15 protein-coding genes are annotated in these 19,639 nt (G+C 63.1%); 10 read left to right on the plus strand and 5 right to left on the minus strand.

The window, feature by feature from the left end:
- Nucleotides 1–2 precede the first annotated feature (2 nt).
- The 8 genes from BZG29_RS04965 to BZG29_RS05000 all read left to right on the plus strand — a co-directional run bounded on the left by BZG29_RS04965 (nucleotide 3) and on the right by BZG29_RS05000 (nucleotide 6,765).
- A complete protein-coding gene (locus BZG29_RS04965; RefSeq protein ID WP_077399547.1) occupies nucleotides 3–647 on the plus strand; it encodes a histidine phosphatase family protein in 645 nt (214 codons plus the stop codon).
- A gap of 105 nt (nucleotides 648–752) precedes the next feature.
- Nucleotides 753–1,805: a tRNA dihydrouridine synthase DusB gene (dusB, locus tag BZG29_RS04970; protein ID WP_077399550.1), complete on the plus strand. Its 1,053-nt coding sequence runs from the start codon at nucleotides 753–755 to the stop codon at nucleotides 1,803–1,805.
- A 170-nt stretch (nucleotides 1,806–1,975) separates the two neighbouring features.
- Entirely contained in the window at nucleotides 1,976–2,209 is a 234-nt protein-coding gene (locus BZG29_RS04975) for a helix-turn-helix domain-containing protein (protein WP_008445162.1), read from the plus strand.
- Nucleotides 2,210–2,311: 102 nt separating this feature from the next.
- Entirely contained in the window at nucleotides 2,312–3,898 is a 1,587-nt protein-coding gene (gene purH / locus BZG29_RS04980) for a bifunctional phosphoribosylaminoimidazolecarboxamide formyltransferase/IMP cyclohydrolase (protein ID WP_077399554.1), read from the plus strand.
- Between the two features lie 136 nt (nucleotides 3,899–4,034).
- Nucleotides 4,035–4,574, plus strand: a complete 540-nt coding sequence (ruvC, locus tag BZG29_RS04985; protein WP_077399557.1) for a crossover junction endodeoxyribonuclease RuvC — start codon at nucleotides 4,035–4,037, stop codon at nucleotides 4,572–4,574.
- 47 nt (nucleotides 4,575–4,621) lie between these two features.
- The gene (gene ruvA, locus BZG29_RS04990; protein ID WP_070222695.1) at nucleotides 4,622–5,200 is read left to right on the plus strand and encodes a Holliday junction branch migration protein RuvA; all 579 of its coding nucleotides are present in this window, start codon (nucleotides 4,622–4,624) and stop codon (nucleotides 5,198–5,200) included.
- 6 nt (nucleotides 5,201–5,206) lie between these two features.
- A complete protein-coding gene (gene ruvB / locus BZG29_RS04995; RefSeq protein ID WP_034749202.1) occupies nucleotides 5,207–6,262 on the plus strand; it encodes a Holliday junction branch migration DNA helicase RuvB in 1,056 nt (351 codons plus the stop codon).
- 32 nt (nucleotides 6,263–6,294) lie between these two features.
- Nucleotides 6,295–6,765, plus strand: coding sequence for a YaiI/YqxD family protein (locus BZG29_RS05000; RefSeq protein WP_077399560.1), 471 nt, complete (start codon nucleotides 6,295–6,297; stop codon nucleotides 6,763–6,765).
- Between the two features lie 41 nt (nucleotides 6,766–6,806).
- On the opposite strand, the gene BZG29_RS05005 is transcribed toward BZG29_RS05000, so the two are convergent.
- The 4 genes from BZG29_RS05005 to BZG29_RS05020 all read right to left on the minus strand — a co-directional run bounded on the left by BZG29_RS05005 (nucleotide 6,807) and on the right by BZG29_RS05020 (nucleotide 13,414).
- On the minus strand, nucleotides 6,807–7,946 hold the full coding sequence (locus BZG29_RS05005; RefSeq protein WP_077408961.1) for an OmpA family protein: 1,140 nt from the start codon (nucleotides 7,944–7,946) through the stop codon (nucleotides 6,807–6,809).
- Between the two features lie 13 nt (nucleotides 7,947–7,959).
- The gene (locus BZG29_RS05010; protein ID WP_077399563.1) at nucleotides 7,960–9,738 is read right to left on the minus strand and encodes an ice-binding family protein; all 1,779 of its coding nucleotides are present in this window, start codon (nucleotides 9,736–9,738) and stop codon (nucleotides 7,960–7,962) included.
- A 274-nt stretch (nucleotides 9,739–10,012) separates the two neighbouring features.
- A complete protein-coding gene (locus BZG29_RS05015; RefSeq protein WP_077399566.1) occupies nucleotides 10,013–10,480 on the minus strand; it encodes a DUF2147 domain-containing protein in 468 nt (155 codons plus the stop codon).
- A 114-nt stretch (nucleotides 10,481–10,594) separates the two neighbouring features.
- Nucleotides 10,595–13,414, minus strand: a complete 2,820-nt coding sequence (locus BZG29_RS05020; protein ID WP_077399570.1) for a valine--tRNA ligase — start codon at nucleotides 13,412–13,414, stop codon at nucleotides 10,595–10,597.
- A gap of 170 nt (nucleotides 13,415–13,584) precedes the next feature.
- Between BZG29_RS05020 and BZG29_RS05025 the strand changes: the two genes are divergently transcribed.
- The gene (locus BZG29_RS05025; RefSeq protein ID WP_150130805.1) at nucleotides 13,585–15,939 is read left to right on the plus strand and encodes an ankyrin repeat domain-containing protein; all 2,355 of its coding nucleotides are present in this window, start codon (nucleotides 13,585–13,587) and stop codon (nucleotides 15,937–15,939) included.
- A gap of 532 nt (nucleotides 15,940–16,471) precedes the next feature.
- Entirely contained in the window at nucleotides 16,472–17,512 is a 1,041-nt protein-coding gene (locus tag BZG29_RS05030) for a porin (protein WP_077399576.1), read from the plus strand.
- Here BZG29_RS05030 and BZG29_RS05035 read toward each other — a convergent pair.
- A complete protein-coding gene (locus tag BZG29_RS05035) occupies nucleotides 17,509–19,593 on the minus strand; it encodes an EAL domain-containing protein (protein ID WP_077399579.1) in 2,085 nt (694 codons plus the stop codon). The two genes, BZG29_RS05030 and BZG29_RS05035, sit on opposite strands and share 4 nt — an antisense overlap.
- Nucleotides 19,594–19,639 lie beyond the last annotated feature (46 nt).

The raw sequence follows: 19,639 nt of genomic DNA on the forward strand, positions 1-19,639 counted from the left end.
GCATGAGCACCACGATTTTACTGATACGCCATGGCGAAACGGCCTGGAATGCGGGCCGCCGCCTGCAGGGCCATATCGACATCGCCCTGAACGAGGCGGGCCTGGCGCAAGCGGGGGCGTTGGGACAGGCGCTGGCGGACGAACCGCTGGCCGCCATCATCGCCAGCGATCTGCAACGCGCGCAGCAGACGGCGCTAGCCGTGGCCGACGTGAAAGATTTACCCGTGCAAACGGACCCCTTGCTGCGCGAGCGCTGCTACGGCGCTTTCGAAGGCTTGCTGTATGCCGACATCGCCGCGCGCTATCCGCATGAATATGCGCAGTGGCAATCGCGCCAGATCGACGCCGTGATGCCGTCGGGCGAGCGCCAGGCCGAAAGTTTCCGCCAGTTCTATGCGCGCGCGAATGGCGCCATCGCCCGCTGGGCCGAACGCTATGACGGCCAGACGATCGCCATCGTGGCCCACGGCGGCGTGCTCGAGTGCGCTTACCGCGAGGCGGTCGGCATGACGCTCGACAGTCCGCGCGACTTCCAGGTCAAAAATGCCAGCGTCAACCGTTTTTCTTACGCCGACGGCAAGCTGCATTTGGTGCACTGGGGAAATATCGAACACTTGAGCGCGCCCGCGATGGACGAGCTGGGCTAAGCGGCGCCTCCTCACTCTGACGCACTGAGCAAAAAAATAGTGCTTATTAATTAGGCAGGGAATCGGTTAAAATAGCAGGTTCCTCCGTCCATTCCAGGTTCTTCAGTGCAAATCGGCCCTCACATTCTGCGCAACAACGTTTTTGTCGCTCCCATGGCGGGCGTGACGGATCGGCCTTTCCGCCAGTTGTGCAAGCAGTTGGGCGCCGGTTACGCCGTGTCGGAGATGGCGGCGTCGAATCCGCGCCTGTGGGCGACGGAAAAAAGCTCGCGCCGCACGGACCATGCGGGCGAAATGGAGCCAAAGGCCGTGCAGATCGCCGGCGCCGATCCGCAAGACCTGGCCGACTGCGCCAAGTTCAACGTGGACCGGGGCGCGCAGATCATCGACATCAACATGGGTTGCCCCGTCAAAAAGGTGTGCAACAGCTGGTGCGGTTCGGCCTTGCTGCAAAACGAAAGCCTGGTCGAAAGAATCTTGCACGCCGTCGTCAACGCCGTCGACGTGCCCGTCACCCTGAAATTTCGCACGGGCTGGAACCGCGAAAACAAGAATGCCCTGAAAATCGCCCGCATCGCCGAGCAAGCCGGCATCCAGATGCTGACCCTGCACGGCCGCACGCGCGCCGATGGCTACAAGGGCGATGCCGAATATGAAACCATTGCCGCAGTGAAAGCATCGGTGGGCATTCCCGTGGTGGCCAACGGCGACATTACCAGTCCTGAGAAGGCCCGCTTTGTGCTGGATCAAACGGGCGCCGATGCCGTCATGATCGGCCGCGCGGCGCAGGGCCGGCCGTGGATTTGCCGTGAAATTGATCATTTCTTGCGCACCGGCACCTTGTTGCCGGCGCCCTACGTGGATGAAGTGCGCACCCTGATGGATGAGCATTTGCGCGCCCATTACGCGTTTTACGGAGAATTCCTCGGCGTGCGCACGGCGCGCAAGCACATCGGCTGGTATGTCAAGGATCTGGAAGGCGGCGAAGCGTTCCGACAGCAAATGAACTTGCTGGAGTCGACGGAAGCGCAGTTGCTGGCCGTCGATCAATTTTTTGAGTCGCAATGGAAATTTGGCGAACGGTTACAATACCGCCTCTCCGAATCGAGTGAAAGTGGCCTGATCGATGTGATCAAACCTATGGCCACGGCAGCATGAGCAGATAGCAGCAAGCAGGGTAAATCAGTTACCAGCAGTACAAGGGCGAGCGCCTATATACAGAGCGTCATGCAATATTAATTACAACACCGAGGCAAGAGGGCAGCACGCGGACCGCATGAGCGACGCGGCGCCGGATGGCCAGGTGTTCAGCCGGTTGAAGCATAAAAATGAGCAAAGAAAGCATTCAGGAAGTCGTACAGAAAAGTCTAGAAGATTACTTCAATGACCTGGGCGAACAGCAAGCATCGAATATCTACGACATGGTCGTGCTGACCGTGGAAAAGCCCATCCTGGAAGTCGTGATGACACGCGCCGATGGCAACCAGTCGCACGCCGCGCAGATGCTGGGCATCAACCGCAATACCCTGCGCAAGAAATTGCAGGAGCACGGTTTGCTGTAATGCCGGCATGCAAGTGACGCCAAGATTTGAATCCGCCGCCGCCTCAGCCAGACGACTGAGCGGCGCCATTCGCCAAGAACACTTAACCACCTAGCCACAGCCATGATCAAACAAGCTCTCCTCTCCGTTTCCGACAAGACCGGCGTTCTCGAATTCGCCCGCGCCCTGTCCGCCCTCGGCGTCAACCTCCTGTCCACGGGCGGCACCGCAAAATTGCTGGCAGACAACGGTGTTCCCGTCACGGAAGTTGCCGATTACACGGGTTTCCCGGAGATGCTCGATGGCCGTGTGAAGACGCTGCACCCGAAAGTGCACGGCGGTATCCTGGCGCGCCGCGATTTCCCTGAGCACATGTCGAAACTGGTCGAGCACGACATGCCGACCATCGACATGGTGGTGGTCAACCTGTACCCGTTCCAGGGCACGGTCGCCAAGGCCGATTGCACGCTGGAAGACGCGATCGAGAACATCGATATCGGCGGCCCGACCATGCTGCGTTCGGCGGCCAAGAACCACAAGGACGTGGTCGTCATCTGCGACCCGAGCGACTACGACGCCGTGCTGGCGGAAATGCGCTCGGCCGACGGCAAGGCCGGCGACGTCAGCTACGACACCAAATTCATGCTGGCAAAAAAAGTCTTTGCGCACACGGCGCAATACGATGGCGCCATCACCAATTACCTGACCAGCCTGGGCCCGACGAAGGTGCACGCCGAGCGCGGCGCCTATCCGCAAATCCTCAATGTTGCATTTGAGAAAGTGCAAGACATGCGCTACGGTGAAAACCCGCACCAGAGCGCCGCCTTCTACCGCGACCTGGTCACCACCGATGGCGCGTTGGCCAACTACCGCCAGCTGCAAGGCAAGGAATTGTCGTACAACAACATCGCCGATGCCGACGCGGCCTGGGAATGCGTGAAGAGCATGGGCGGCTTCGAGCAAAGCGCCGCTTGCGTGATCGTCAAGCACGCGAACCCATGCGGCGTAGCGCTGGGCAAGAATGCAGCGGAAGCGTATGCGCGCGCCCTGCAGACGGACCCGACCTCGGCATTCGGCGGCATCATCGCGTTTAATACCGAACTGGACGGCGCCACTGCCGGCGAAATCGCCAAGCTGTTCGTCGAAGTGCTGATCGCCCCATCGTTCTCCGCCGAAGCGAAACAGATTCTGTCGAGCAAGCAAAACGTGCGCATGCTGGAAATCCCGCTGGGCGGCGGCGTGCACGCCATGGACTTCAAGCGCGTCGGTGGCGGCTTGCTGGTGCAATCGCCGGACGCGAAAAACGTCGGTATCGGCGACTTGCGCGTGGTCAGCAAGCTGCAGCCAACGCCGCAGCAACTGGCCGACCTGATGTTCGCCTGGAAAGTGGCAAAATTCGTCAAGTCGAACGCCATCGTCTTCTGCGGCAATAACATGACCCTGGGCGTGGGCGCAGGCCAGATGAGCCGTATCGACTCGGCCCGCATCGCGTCCATCAAGGCGCAAAACGCCGGCCTGTCACTGACGGGCTCCGTGGTGGCGTCGGACGCCTTCTTCCCGTTCCGCGACGGCCTCGACGTCGTCGTCGACGCGGGCGCGACCTGCGTCATCCACCCGGGCGGCTCCATGCGCGACCAGGAAGTGATCGATGCGGCGGACGAGCGCGGCGTCGTGATGCTGTACACGGGCACGCGTCACTTCCGTCATTGATAATTGAACCCAACGGCAATGACCGGGGTCGGATCCTGAGGGTCCGACCCCAGATGTTGTTTTGGGTTGCTGCGACACAATACGGCAGGCACCGGTTATTCACCGGTGCCTGCCGTATTCATTATAGAATCTGGCGATGATTATTCTTGGCATCGATCCTGGCCTGCGCACGACCGGCTTTGGGGTCATTGAAAAACACGGCAACAAGCTGCGCTATATCGCGTCGGGTACCGTCAAGACGGGTTCCGAAGGGGAATTGCCGCCGCGCCTGAAGGTCATCCTGCAGGGCGTGGGCGAAATCGTCGGCACCTACCAGCCCGATTGCGCGGCCATCGAAAAAGTGTTCGTCAACGTCAATCCCCAATCGACCTTGCTGCTGGGCCAGGCGCGTGGCGCGGCCATTTGCGCGCTCGTCCATGCCGACCTGTCGGTGGCCGAATACACGGCCCTGCAAGTGAAGCAGGCCGTCACGGGCCACGGCAAGGCGGCCAAGGAGCAGGTGCAGGAAATGGTGTCGCGCCTGCTGTCCTTGCCCGGCTTGCCCGGCACGGATGCGGCCGATGCCCTGGGCGTGGCCATTTGCCACGCCAACAGCATTGATGCGCTGGCCATGCTCGGCGCGCTGGCGCCCCAGCTGCAGGGCTTGCGCATGAAGCGCGGCCGCCTGGTAGGCTAGGCGCGCCATATGCCCCTCATATATATACACAACATTAGGAACACGCGATGATAGGCCGTCTCTCCGGTATTTTGCTTGAAAAGAATCCGCCACAATTGCTGGTCGATTGCCAGGGCGTCGGCTATGAAGTCGACGTGCCGATGAGCACCTTTTACAACCTGCCCCACGTGGGCGAAAAAGTCGTGCTGTTCACGCACCAGGCCATCCGCGAAGATGCGCATCTGCTGTTTGGCTTTGGCAATGCGGCCGAGCGTGCCGTGTTCCGCCAGTTGATCAAGATCACGGGCGTGGGCGCGCGCATGGCCTTGTCGATTCTTTCCGGCATGACGATTGCCGACCTGGCGCAAGCGATCACCCTGCAGGATTCCGGCCGCCTCGTGAAAGTGCCGGGCATCGGCAAGAAGACGGCGGAACGTTTATTACTGGAATTGAAGGGCAAACTGGGAGCCGATATCGGCGCCGGCGGCGCGCATGCGGCGCCGGACGCCCAATCGGACATCCTCAATGCGCTGGTCGCGCTCGGCTATTCGGACAAGGAAGCGCTGGCGGCCGTGAAAAACGTGCCGGCAGGCAGCGGTGTGTCGGACGGCATCAAACTGGCGCTGAAAGCGCTGTCGAAAGGCTGATAGGGCATGAGCATCCAGACCGACAGCTTCACGGAACAGCGCATCATCGACGCGGCGCCCATTTCGCACAACGAAGAGGCCATCGAACGGGCCTTGCGCCCGAAGCAACTCGATGAGTACGTGGGGCAGGAAAAGATCCGCGACCAGCTGGAAATTTTTATTACGGCCGCGCGCCAGCGCAAGGAAGCGCTCGACCACACTTTATTGTTCGGCCCGCCGGGCCTGGGCAAGACGACCCTGGCGCACATCATCGCGCGCGAAATGGGCGTCAATCTGCGCCAGACGTCCGGCCCCGTGCTGGAACGTCCGGGCGACCTGGCGGCGATTTTGACGAACCTGGAAGCGAACGACGTCCTGTTCATCGATGAAATCCACCGGCTGTCGCCTGTCGTGGAAGAGATTTTGTATCCGGCGCTTGAGGATTATCAAATCGATATCATGATCGGCGAAGGCCCGGCCGCCCGTTCCGTGAAACTCGATCTGCAGCCGTTTACATTAGTGGGCGCCACCACGCGCGCCGGCATGCTGACCAATCCGCTGCGCGACCGCTTCGGCATCGTCGCCCGGCTGGAGTTCTACAATACGGGCGAGCTGACGAAGATCGTCACGCGCAGCGCGGCCTTGCTGAAAGCGCCGATCGACCCGGAAGGCGCGCATGAAATCGCCCAGCGCGCGCGCGGCACGCCGCGCATCGCCAACCGCCTGCTGCGCCGCGTGCGCGATTTCGCGGAAGTCAAAAGCAATGGCGAGATCACCAAGGTGGTGGCCGACCGTGCGCTGGCCATGCTCGACGTCGATTCCGCCGGCTTCGACGTGATGGACCGTAAATTGCTCGAAGCCGTGCTGTTCAAGTTCGGCGGCGGCCCCGTCGGCATCGGCAACCTGGCCGCCGCCATCGGCGAAGCGGCCGATACCATCGAAGACGTGCTGGAACCTTACCTGATACAGCAAGGCTTTTTGCAGCGCACGCCGCGTGGCCGTGTCGCCACGCCGGCCGCCTACCTGCACTTCGGCGTCAGCGCGCCGCGCATGGGTCCTGGCGGCGAAGCGTGGGAACTGTGATGGCGGAAGGTAGTCAACCGACCGCGCCGGGCATGCAGATATGGATTGATGCCGATGCCTGTCCCGTTGTCATCAAGGAAATTTTGTACAGAGTCGCCGACCGGCTGGAATTGCCGCTCACCCTGGTAGCCAACCAGGGCTTGCGCGTGCCGCCGTCGCGTTTCATCCGCACCGTGCAAGTACCGTCCGGCGCCGACGTGGCCGACCAGGAAATCGTGCGCCTGTTGAATCCTGGCGACCTCGTCATCACGGGCGACATCCCGCTGGCCGCTGACGTGCTCACCAAGGGCGGTTTTGCGCTGAATCCGCGTGGCGAATTTTATACGAAAGACAATATCGCCCAGCAACTGACGATGCGCGCCTTCATGGAAGAATTGCGCAGCGGCGGCGTCGATACGGGCGGCCCGGCCGCCTTCAGCCAGTCCGACCGGCAACAGTTTGCCAACAGCCTGGACCGGCATTTGAGCAAGCACCACCGTAAGCCGGCAGCGCCGCAGACGTAAAAAAAACCGGCGCAAGCCGGTTTTTTACATGGCAGTTTGATCTAGCGCATGACTTTTCTCGTGCCCACCACTTCGACCGTCACGCGGCGGTTCTTGGCGCGCCCGGCGGCACTCGTGTTGTCGGCCACGGGCTGCGTTTCTCCCTTGCCTTCCGTATAGACGCGGTTCGTCTCCACGCCTTGCGCTACCAGGTAAGCCTTGACGGCTTCGGCGCGGTGTTGCGACAGTTTCTGGTTGTAGGCATCGGGGCCGACGGCATCCGTATGGCCGACCGTGACGATCACTTCCAGGTCCATGCCCGTCAATTGACCGAGCAACTGGTCCAGCGCGGCCTTGCCTTGCGGCTTGAGCGTCGATTGATCGAAATCAAACAGCGCTTCGGAAGCAAATGACACTTTTTCCGACACGGGGGCTGGCGCCGGCTTGGCCTCGATCACCGGTGCCGGCATGGCGACGACGGGGGCGACTTCGGGCGCCGGCTGGTAGGCGGGCGTGGCGCTGGCCGGGCGGCCCAGCTTATACACGAGGCTGACGGAATACAGGTCCGCATCGCCGCGGTTGCCGACGGCGTCGTTCAGACGATAACGCTCGACTTCGCCGCGCAAGGCCAGCGCTTCGCTGAACTTGTATTCGAGGCCCAGACCCAGCTTGGCATTGAGTTTGCGCTCGCTGGCATGCGTATTGGTCGAGCCCAGCAGACGGTTGCCGCTGAACTCCGTATTCGTCTTGGTGTAGTGCATGCCGACCCGGCCCAGCAAGGACAGGCGCTGCGACAGCGGCAGCTGACCCAGCAAGTCCAGGTTCACGCCGCGAAAGCCCGCTTGCCCGTTCAGCACGCCATTGCCGCTGGTGGTCGACTGGAAATCGAACTTGCCCAGGTCAAAGTAGCCCGCTTCCACGGCGACATACTGGTTCAGTTGCCGGCCGACAAACAATTTGTAGCCGGTATCGCGCTGGTCCTTGGTGAAACCGGTGACCGTCTCTCCGTTGGCGGCCAGGCTGGCGCGCAGGCGCGGCTCGTCGATGGTGGCGCGCGACTGGCCCACGCCCGCGCCGAGGTACCAGGCGCTGTTGGCCCAGTCCGGGTTGATGAAGGTGTTGTCCTGGGCCTGTGCCGATTGTGCCGCCAGCAAGGCGCCGGCCATCACGCTCAGCGCGCCCAGTGTGTGTGCGATAGTCATGGTCATGTCCCGTTTATTTGGTGATCTGGTTGTTGCGCAGGGTAACGGCAGCAGCCGTCAGCACGCGGCCATTGAGCAGGGTCGTGTTGTCGCCCACCGTGATGGCGGCCGACTGGCCCAGGATATTGCCCTTGAAGACGCTGTTCGCGGCCAGGGTGGTGGGGCCGACGGGCAACCAGCTGACGTTGTCGGCCGTGGCGCCGTTGTTCAGGGCGACCACCGAGTTGACGGTCGAGTTCAAGGTCAGCGCCGTGCGGAAGATATACACGCCGGGACCGTTCAAGGTCAGGGTGCCCGTGATGCTGATGGCGCCCGCGTAGCAATACACGCCGGGGCCGAAGGTCTGGCCGCCCAGGTCGATGCCGCCGGCAAAGCTGACGTCGCAAGTCCGGCTATTGCCGTCCGTGATCGCCGCTTGCAAATCCGTCATGGCGCCGGCCAGGATGGCGCCCGACTTGTAGTTGGTAAAACCTGCCGCCTGGGTCGGGTCGACCGTTTGCGAAGGCGCGCCGACGTCGCCCGTGATCAGGGTGGTGCCGCCCGAGTTGTTCGTGATCGAGGTGCCGGCCAGTACGCCGAATGGTGCCGCGCGGCCCAGGACGATCGGGTTCAGGACGGGCGGGATGGCGACGGCCGTGACGGTCAGCAGCGCGCTGCCCGACTGGCCGCCGGCCGTGGCCGTGATGCTGCTGGTGCCGACGGCGATGCCGGTGGCGACGCCCGTGTTCAATACCGTGGCATTGGCGACGGTGCCTGAGGTCCAGGCGGCGCTGCCGGTGATGATGGCGTTCGAGCTGTCCGAATACGTTGCGGTGGCAATGAATTGTTGCTGGGTGCCGACCGCGACGCTGGCGGTGGCCGGCGTGACGGCGATGCTGACGATGGTGCTGGCAGGCACAGTGACGGTAGTACTGGCCGTCTTGCCGTTGAAGCTGGCATTCATGACGCTGGTACCAAAGGCAACGCCGGTGACGAGGCCATTGCTGGCGACGCTGGCGAAAGCGGGCGTGGCGGCAACGAAGCTGCTGCCGGCCGTGACGTCAGCGGTGCTGTTATCCGAGTAGGTGGCAATGACTGCCAGCTGGCGCGTTGCGGCGACGGGGATGATCGGGTTTTGCGGCGTGACGGCGATCGACAGCAAGGTCGCTGGCGTGACGGTCAGCACGGTGCTGGCCGTGAGCGTGCCCGTGGTGGCCGTGATCTGCGTCGTGCCGGCAACTTTGCCCAGGGCCAGGCCGCCAGTGGCGATGCTGGCGGTGGCGGGACTGGCCGAGGCAAAGGCCGACACGGCCGTGACGTCGCGCGTGGCGCCGTCGCTGAAGCTGCCGGTCACCATAAATTGCTGCGTTGCCGCGATGGCGATCGATGGCGCGAGCGGCGTGATGGCGATCGCCGTCAAGGTGGCGGGCGAGACGGTCAACTGGGCCGCCGCGCTCTTGCCGCCAAACGCGGCGCTGATGCTGCTGCTGCCGGCAGCCACGCCAGCGGCAACGCCGCTGCTGGCATTGACCGTGGCATTGGCCGGCGTGGCCGATGTCCAGGCCGACTTGGCGCTGACGTCTTGCGAGGAACCATCGCTATACGTGGCGATCGCCGTGAATTGCTGGCCGGCGCCGATGGCGACCGTGGCCGTGGCGGGCGTGACGGCCAGGCTGGACAGCGTAGCGCCCGGCAAGCCGAGGATGGGATCGCGTCCCTGGTCGCCGCCACCGCCGCAACCGGCAAGGGCGGTCATGGCCAATAAACCTGCCGAGACGAGCAGCGGGTTCAGATATCGCTTGAAGAGATTCATATAGTTCCTTTGTGCATGGCAATCATTGCCGGGCATCCGCTGATGAGGTCATCCGGCAGAGCCATGCCGCCTTTCGCTACGGGCGATGGCGTCACAGGCATGCACTATTTCATTTAGGAAACTTCAAGTATGTTCGGTGGCGCGCATAGGCTGCTGGCGCTTGCAGATATGTTTAAAAGGGAATGATTCGGCCTGGAAAACAACAGGTTTGTCGGGCGCGTGACGCAAAAAAGCCGGCGCATGGCCGGCTTCATCAGGGCAGGGCGTGCGCCGTTTATTCTTCGCGCACCCACGTCTGCGAGCGGCCAAACATCGGCACGCCGACATAGCCGCGCACTTGCAGCTTGGTGCCGCCTTCAATCAGTTCGGCCTTGCTCTTGTAGACCTTGCCGGTGGCCGGGTCCGTGATTTCGCCGCCTGTCCATTCCTTGCCGTCATATTTCAGGCCGGACAGGATCACCAGGCCGATGATGGGCTGGTCCTTGTTGGCGCCCGTGCACTTGTCGCACTTGGGATTTTGCTCTTCATTCGGGCCACGGAACAGCTTTTCGATCTTGCCTTGCAAGACGCCGTTGTTTTCCGTGATGACAACGAGGGATTTCGGCTTGCCGCTGGCGTCGTCGATGGTTTTCCACGTGCCGACGGGGGTGTAGTTGCCGTCGCGCGCGGCGGCGCTGCCGGCGATGGCCAGGGCGGCCATCATGATGCTTGCTGTGACGCTTGCTTTGAAATTTTTATGCATTGCTAGTCTCCAATGGTTTTTTTGATCGGGTCACGAACAGTGTATATACCAAGGCAAGACCAGCCATCCTGCGCGGCGTCACGGATGACGCCGCGCAATCCTTCCAAACTTGCCTTATGCGCTGGCTAGTTTAGCAAACTGTTCGCGCAGTTTTTCAATTGTCGCCGAAAAACTGAGCAAACGCTCGTTTTCTTGCGCAACGATGGCGGCAGGGGCGCGCGCGACGAAACTTTCATTGCCCAACTTGCTGTTGACCTTGGCAATTTCCGCTTCGATGCGGGCGATTTCCTTGCCCAGGCGCTCGCGTTCGGCGGCCACGTCGATTTCCACTTTCAGCATCAGCTTGGTGGTGCCGACGATGGCGACGGCCGCAGGCGAGTCCGGCAACGCATCGACGATCTGCACGTCGGCCAGCTTGCCCAGCGACTGGATGTACGGTGCGTACGACGCCAGCGCTTCTTTCTCGCTGGCATTGCCCGCTTCGACGATCAGCGGCACGCGCACGGATGGCGAGATCTGCATTTCGCCGCGCAGGTTGCGCGTCGCATCCGTCAAGGCTTTCAGCTGCTGCATCCACGCTTCGGCCGACTCGTCGATCTTGTCGGTGTTGGCGATCGGATACGGCTGCATCATGATCGACACGCCCTTGGGCTCACCGTCGGCCTTCGGCAGCTTGCCGGCCAGCGGCGCAACGCTTTGCCACAGCGCTTCCGTGACGAAGGGGATGATCGGATGGGCCAGGCGCAGCACCACTTCCAGCACGCGCAGCAGGGTGTGGCGGGTGGCGCGCTGCTGGCCTTCCGTACCTTGCTGTACTTGCACCTTGGCTACTTCCAGGTACCAGTCGCAATACTCGTCCCACACGAATTTGTAGATCGATGCGGCGATATTGTCGAAACGGAAGTCTTCAAAGCCCTTGGCCACGTCCAGTTCCGCTTTTTGCAGCAGGGAAATAATCCACTTGTCCGCTTGCGACAGATCAACATCGTTCGCCGTGCAATCCTTGCCTTCCGTGTTCATCATGACGAAACGCGTGGCGTTCCACATCTTGTTGCAGAAGTTGCGGTAGCCTTCGCAGCGGCCCAGGTCGAAATTGATGTTGCGGCCCAAGGACGCATAGCTGGCCATGGTGAAGCGCACGGCGTCCGTGCCGTAGGCCGAAATGCCTTCCGGGAATTCCTTGCGCGTCGCCTTGGTGATCTTTTCCGCGTCGCGCGGGTTCATCAGGCCCGTGGTGCGCTTGACGATCAAGCCTTCCAGGTCGATGCCGTCGATCAAGTCGATCGGGTCCAGGGTATTGCCCTTCGACTTGGACATTTTTTGGCCTGTCGAATCGCGCACGAGGCCGTGCACGTAGACGGTTTCAAACGGTACCTTGCCCGTGAAGTGCGTCGTCATCATGACCATGCGCGCGACCCAGAAGAAGATGATGTCGAAACCCGTCACCAGCACGGACGACGGCAGGAAGGCCTTCATGTCCGGAGTTTCTTCAGGCCAACCCATGGTCGAGAACGGTACCAGCGCCGACGAGAACCACGTGTCGAGCACGTCGTCGTCGCGCTTCAAGGGACCCGTGCTGCCGGCGGCCAGGGCCTTGGCTTCCGCTTCGGCTTGCGTTTTCGCAACAAAGATATTGCCGGCGTCGTCGTACCACGCCGGGATTTGATGGCCCCACCACAGTTGGCGCGAGATGCACCAGTCCTGGATGTTGTTGAGCCACTGGTTGTAGGTGGTGCTCCAGTTTTCCGGCACGAACTTGATTTCGCCATTGGCGACCTTGTCCAGCGCCGTTTCCGCGATCGACTTGCCTGGGAAGAAAGTGCCTTCCGGGGCCGGCTTGCTCATGGCGACAAACCACTGGTCCGTCAGCATCGGCTCGATGACGACGCCCGTGCGGTCGCCGCGCGGCACCATCAGTTTGTGTGGCTTGACTTGCTCCAGCAAGCCTTGCGCGTCCAGGTCGGCGACGATCTGCTTGCGCGCGGCGAAGCGGTCCATGCCGCGATACGCTTCGGGTGCGTCGTCGGTGATCTTCGCGTCCAGGGTCAGGATGACGATCTGCGCCAGTTTGTGGCGCTGGCCGACGGCGTAATCGTTCATGTCGTGCGCGGGGGTAATCTTCACGCAACCCGTGCCGAATTCCTTGTCGACGTATTCGTCGGCGATGATCGGGATTTCGCGGTCGGTCAGGGGGAGCTTGAGCATCTTGCCCACCAGCGCCGTGTAGCGCTCGTCCGTCGGATCGACGGCCACAGCCACGTCGCCCAGCATGGTTTCAGGACGCGTGGTGGCCACCGTCAGGAAGCCGCTGCCGTCGGCCAGCGGGTACTTGATGTACCACATGGAACCGTCTTCTTCCTCGGACACCACTTCCAGGTCGGACACGGCCGTGCCCAGCACGGGGTCCCAGTTCACCAGGCGCTTGCCGCGGTAGATCAGGCCTTGCTCGAACAGGCGCACGAAGACGTCGGTGACGACTTTCGAGCGCGGCTCGTCCATCGTGAAGTATTCGCGCTGCCAGTCGGCCGAGGCGCCCAGGCGGCGCATTTGCCCGGTGATGATGGAACCGGATTTTTCTTTCCATTCCCACACTTTTTCCACGAATTTCTCGCGGCCCAGGTCATGGCGCGAAATCTTTTGCGCGTCCAGCTGGCGTTGCACGACGATTTGCGTGGCGATGCCCGCATGGTCGGTGCCCGGTATCCAGGCCGTGTTGTGGCCCAGCATGCGGTGGTAGCGGGTCAGGCCATCCATGATGGTCTGGTTGAACGCATGGCCCATGTGCAGGGTGCCGGTGACGTTCGGCGGCGGCAACTGGATGCTGAAGGAAGGTTTTCCGGCATCGAGGGTGGCGGTGAAGTAACCGCGCTGTTCCCACTCGGTGCGCCAGAATTGTTCAATGTCGGCGGGCTCGAAAGACTTGGCTAATTCCATGATTTGGCGTGTGATTGGCAAAAGGAACCATTATAAGGGGTGCATAAAGCATGCGCAGCAAATAGCGGCCCTGGATGGGCCGAAAAGCCGCGCACGATTGAGCAATATTGCTTCATTGTATTTTTTCTAAGCTATCATCTTTGCAACATTATTTGAAAGTCCAGAAGATCATGAAGAAATTGTGGCAATTGGCCGTGTTCGGCGTCGGATTGGCTGCCGGCGGCGCATGCGCCGGCGTTCCGGAAGGGATGGCGGCTTTCCAGGCCGGGCGCTGCAGCGAGGCCGTGGCGCAATTGCGCGGACCGGCGCAGGGTGGCAATGTGGAGGCGCAGAAAGTCCTCGCCGATATCTACGGGGACCGGAGCGAATGCCGGGACGTGGCGCGCAGCGAGGCCGAAGCGGAGCGCTGGTATCTGCTGGCGGCCAAGGGCGGCGATCGCGCCGCGCAGGAGGCGCTGGTTTTCATGTATGCATACGCGCCGGGCCGCATGCGCAATCCATCGCGCGCGCGGCCCTGGTTGGGCGTCATGGCGGCGCAGGGTGAAGGCAAGCCGCTGCAGGAACTGGCGCAAATGCATGAGCGGGGCGAAGGCGGGCCGGCCGACAGGGTGCTGTCGTACGCGCTCAACCTGCTGGCGCAGCAAGACAAGGAGTGGAGCGGCGCGGCCGCGATGGAGAAGTCCCTGCCGGCGCAGCGTGGCAGGATGTCGCCGGACCAGGTCGATGAAGCCGTGCGCCTGGCTGCGGCCTGGAAGCGGGGCGCGCCCTTGCCGGCGACGTCGCTGACGGGACAGCGTTCGCCGCAGGACTGGTACCGCCGCGCCGCCGAGGCCGGCGATATGGAAGCCGCCTACCAGTTGGGCTTGCTGTGCTGGAGAGGCACGGGCGGCCTGGATGAAAAGCAGGCCGCCCGCTGGCTGCGCAAGGCCGCCGAAAGCGGCAGTGCCAAGGCCCAGCTGCAGCTGGCCGTGCTGTATGGCGAGGAGGCGGGCGTGCCGCAGGACTATGTGCTCGCTTCCATGCTGAGCCAGTTGGCGGCGGCGGGCGGCGTTGCGGAAGCCGGCGACGCCGTGGCCCGCTGGGCAAAGAAATTGAATGCGGCGCAACACGCCGAGGCGGATCAGCTGGCGCGGGCATGGAAGCTGGGCATGCCGTTGCCGCAGGTCTCCGTGCACGGCATGGAACGCTTGATCAATTATGTGCGCGAGGCACGCAACAAGCTGCCGCCGACGCCAGAGGTGACGGCGCTGTTCAAGGCTGCCAGAGAGGGCGATGAAGCGGCCTTCGGCAAGCTGCTTGCCGGCGTTGCCGAGCCGGGCAACTATGCGCTCGACAGGCTTCCCTTGCTGAACTATTTGATCTTGCCCCCATCCAGCATGTTCAAAGCCGAAGCGGCATGGCTGAAGGCGCAAACGTGGCGGGACGACGATCAGGAGCGACTGGCGCAGGCGTCGCAGCCGGCCCGCCGCCAGGCGCTGCGTGAGCAGCACGCCGCGCTGTTGCCCACCAAGCTGCGCATGATGACGCTGCTGTTGCAACGCGGCGTGCCGCTCGGCGAAGGCGATACGCTGTACCACGCCGCGCCCCTGCATCTGGCTGCCCTGTATGGCAATGCCGCGATGGTGCGCCTGTTGCTGGCCCATGGCGCCGATGTGCGGCAATACGGCGGCGAAAACCAAACGATGGCGCCGCTGGAATACGCCTTGCAGCAAGAGGATGCGGGCATCTTGCCGGAATTGATCGACGCGAATGAACGGACGGCCAGCATGATCGCCTTGCTCGACGCAGGCGCGGGCCGGCCATATTTGCTGGTAGATCAGTATCTGGCAGAGAAAAAAGCCAAGAAAGGCGGAGCTGCGCAGCCAGCCGAACGGCCGCTGGCCGATTCGTTGATATGGGGGCGCTTGCTGCGCCTGACGCGCGGCACTGAAGTGCTCGACAAAATGCTGGCCACCGGCACCACGCCGAATGTTGATGAGCAGGACAAGTCGCTGTACGCCTATGCCGCCGAAGCGGGCAACGCCGGCGTGCTCGATTGGCTCAAGCAGCGCGTGCCCCGGCATGGCGCGAAGGGCGAGGACCGCTGGCTCGACGCCGCGATGCGCGCCATGTACAACCATCAACCGGCGTCCGAAGACGTGCTGCGCCAACTCGTGATGCCTGGCATGCCATGGCAGCAAGTCGGCCCCGCCGCCGAAGTGTCTTACCAGGGACAGCAGGCGGCGCTCGATTCGCGGCGCCTGGAAAAGGAGACGCTGCTGTGGCATGCCGTGCGCAGCCAGCGGCCAGACTGGGTCACCCGCCTGGCCGCGATGGGCGCACCCGTCGTCAGCGACGGCTATCTTCCGCCCTTGCTGGCGGCCGTCGAAAATGGCGACGCGGCGATGGTCAAGCTGCTGCTGGGCCTGGGCGCCGATCCGCAGGGCGGGGGAATTTCCGTGTTGAAGATGGCGCAGCAACGGGCGCCGACGTCGGAAAACAAAGCCGTGCTGGCCGCGCTGCGGGCGGCTGCCGCGGCGCGCTAGCATCCGGCAGCCGCACCGCTGCGCAAGGGCAAGGACACGGCCGCCAGCCTGCCGCTGCCATAGCGTTAGCCTGGCCGGCATGCGCCACCTTGCGCGGCGACAGCGCTGTGTTTTGGCGGCCTGGCGAGTCGTTTTACTGCAACAGAACGGGGCTCAAGGCGCTGCCGATGCTATAATGCCGGCCTCGGCGCCTCCTGCCTCATCCTTGCGGACGGCGCCAGCAGACGCGGTTGTATCAACGTTTCATATCCAACACTCGTCCGCGTCTCAAGGCCAGCGCATCCGCGATGCCAGCCACCTTCAGCGCGTCCCCTTCGGGCCGGGCGCCTGAGCCACGCGCACCGCCAGCGGTGCACCATTCACGGCGGAATCAAAGCGGCTCGTCATTGCACGCCGCTGCCGCCACAGCTTAGCCAGGATCTGTTGTCCGGCGCGTCGTCTTTTGATACGGCATCCCCCGCATGGCGCCTTGCCGCCTGTGGCCTTGCCGTGGCCGCCGCTTTCCTGGTGTCGCTTTTACAAGGAAATCATCATGAAAAAAATCGCCATCGTTGCCGGCCTTGCCACCACCCTGGGCGCCTTGCCTGCCGCCCACGCCCAGTCGTCTGTTGAAGTGTACGGCCTGATGGATGCGGGCCTGGTGCAGGAAGGCGGCGTCAGCAAGCTCACCAGCGGCATCTCGGCCGGTTCGCGCCTGGGCTTGCGCGGCACGGAAGCGCTGGGCAATGGCTTGCAAGCCGTGTTCACCCTGGAAGCGGGCGTCCTGAGCGACACGGGCCGCTCGGACCAGGCGGGCCAATTGTTCGGCCGCCAGGCCTTTGTCGGCCTCAATAGCCCGCTGGGCATGCTGACCGTGGGCCGCCAGTACAACCTGCAAAGCCAGGCGCTGACGGACGTGGCCGACCCGTTCGAGGGCGGCTTTGCCGGCGCGGCGACCAACCTGGCCGGCTACTCGGCCACGCGCATCGACAATACCGTGCGCTACACCTCGCCGGAATGGCGCGGCGTGACGGGCACCGTCATGTATGGTGCCGGCGAGCATACGGGGATTGCGGCAGATCAACGTTCGCTGGGCCTGTCCCTGGGCTATGTCAACGGTCCTTTGACCCTGCGCCTGGCGCGCCAGAGCCGTGCCGGCGAGCCGGGCAAGGCCGACGCGAACAACACCATTCTGGCGGGTAACTACAACTTCGGCGTGGCCACGGCGTTTGCCGGCTATGGCCGCAACACGGGCGAGGGCAGCTCGATGTTCTTCGCGGAAAACCCATATGGCGCGGCGCAGGCGCCCACCGCGTCGAACGACAGCCGCGATGCCATTGTCGGCGTGTCCGTGCCGCTCGGCGCGACGACCCTGCTGGCCTCGTATGTGCGCAAGGATGACCGCGATGCGGCCAACCGCGATGCGCAGCAGCTGGCCATCGGCGCCACGTATGCCTTGTCCAAGCGCAGCAAGGTGTATGTTGCCTACGCGCATATCCGCAACCGCAACGACGCTGCCTACATGGTGGGCAATGCAACGGAAGTGGGCAGCGGCAACCGCGCCTTCAACATCGGCCTGCGCCACTCTTTTTAAGCGGGCAGCATGTTGCCTTCGAGCAGCAATGTTTCGAAAGCGGCGGCGGCCAGGGGGCGGCTGAACAAATAGCCTTGCATCTGGTCGCAGCCGTGCTGGCGCAGGAAGTCCAGCTGCTGCGCCGTTTCCACGCCTTCGGCGATCACTTTCAGGCGCAGGCTGTGCGCCAGCGAAATAATGGCGCGCACGATGGCCGCGTCGTCGTCGCTGTGCGTGATGTCGCTGACGAAGGTTTTGTCGATTTTCAATACGTCAATGGGGAAGTGGCGCAGGTAGGCCAGGCTGGAGTAGCCGGTGCCGAAGTCATCGATGGACAGTTGCACGCCCAGTCCCTTCAGCTTGGCCATGATGGCCGTGGCTTGTTCCACGTCATGCATGACCATGCTTTCCGTCAATTCCAGTTCCAGATGGGCCGCATCGAGTCCCGTGTCCGCCAGCGTCTGCGCCACCGCGTGCAACAGGTTCTTTTGTTTGAATTGCCTCGCCGACAGGTTGACGGCCAGGCGCAGCAGGCCATGGCCGGCCAGCTGCCAGGCGCGCGCCTGGGCGCATGCCGTGCGCAGCACCCAGTCGCCGATGGGCGTGATCAAGCCCATTTCCTCGGCCAGGCCGATGAAGCTGGCCGGCGCAATCCGCCCCAGCTGCGGGTGGGTCCAGCGCAGCAGCGCTTCCATGCCCACCACCGCGCCGCTGGCCAGGTCCAGCTGGGGCTGGTATTCGAGGTGGAATTGCCCCCGCTCCAGGGCATGGCGCAACTCGCTCTCCAGTCCCAGCCGTTCCAGGGTGCCCGCATTCATGCCCGAGGCATAGAATTGCCAGTTGCCCCGTCCCTGTTCCTTGGCGCGGTACATGGCGATGTCGGCGTGCTTGATCAGGGTGTCGGCATTCTGTCCATCGTCGGGATACACGGCCACGCCCATGCAACAGCTGAGAAAGAATTCATATTCGCCCAGTTGCAGCGGCTGCGCCACGGCGTCCTGGATGCGCTGCAGGATGGCCGCGCCCGGTTCGCCATTGCCATGCTGGGGCAGCAGCAGCACGAATTCGTCGCCGCCCAGGCGTGCCACCGTGTCGACTTCGCGCGTGGCGTCGCGCAGGCGCTCGGCCACGCTTTTCAGCACCAGGTCGCCCGCATCATGGCCCAGGGTATCGTTGACGAATTTAAAGCGGTCGAGGTCGATGAAAACCACCCACAGGGGCAGGCCGCTGCGCCGCGTCACGGCCATCGCCTGCTCCAGCCGTTCGCGCAGCAGTGCCCGGTTGGCCAGGCCCGTCAGGATATCGTGCCTGGCCTGGAATTCCATTTCCTGTTCGAAACGCATGACGGTGCTGATGTCGTATTGCGCCACGACAAAGTGGCTGAGCGCGCCATCGCCATCGTCGCGCACGGGCGCGACGAACAGCTCGCTCCAGTAAGTGCTGCCATCCTTGCGGAAATTGCGCACGATGGCCTTGCCTTCGCGTTGTTCGCGCAGGGCCGCCGTAATGGGGTGCATGTCTTGCCGCCCCTGCTCGGGACCCTGCAAGTCTTCCAGGCGCTGGCCGATGACTTCGCCGGCCGCATAGCCGGTGATGCGCTCGAAGGCGGGATTGACGTATTCGATCAGGTAGCCGGGCGCGTCGGCGCTGCACAGGATGATGGCATTGGCCGACACTTCGATGATGCGTTCGCGCAAGCGCAACGACTTTTCATTGTGCATGCGCGCGGCGATATCCTCGGACAGGCGCAGATTGGCAAACTGCAGCGCCGCCGTGCGTTCGCCCGTGATGCGGGCAATCACGGAATTGCGCGACACCAGCTGGTACACATAGGCCGTGGCCAGCAGGCTCGATAATATTCCACCCAGCAACACGTACAGCGAGCCGCGGCGGTTCGCATCCAGGGTCAGCCCATGCGCGGGCAGCATGGCCGCACTCAGCGCATGGCCGCTGGTGTGGTATTGCAGCAGCGCCCTGGCGCTTTCCGCTTCGATCTGCCGCGCCGAGACATAGCACAGCGCCGTCAGGCACAGGCCGACCGCCAGGGTGATCAGGGCCGAGGTGGAGACGGAAATGGAGATGCGCTTGAAGAATGATTGCATGATGGCGTCCGGTAAGCAGCACCGCTACCGATCCGTGATCGGGCAG

This window comes from Janthinobacterium sp. LM6, from assembly GCF_002002885.1.
Lineage (GTDB): Bacteria > Pseudomonadota > Gammaproteobacteria > Burkholderiales > Burkholderiaceae_D > Janthinobacterium > Janthinobacterium kumbetense.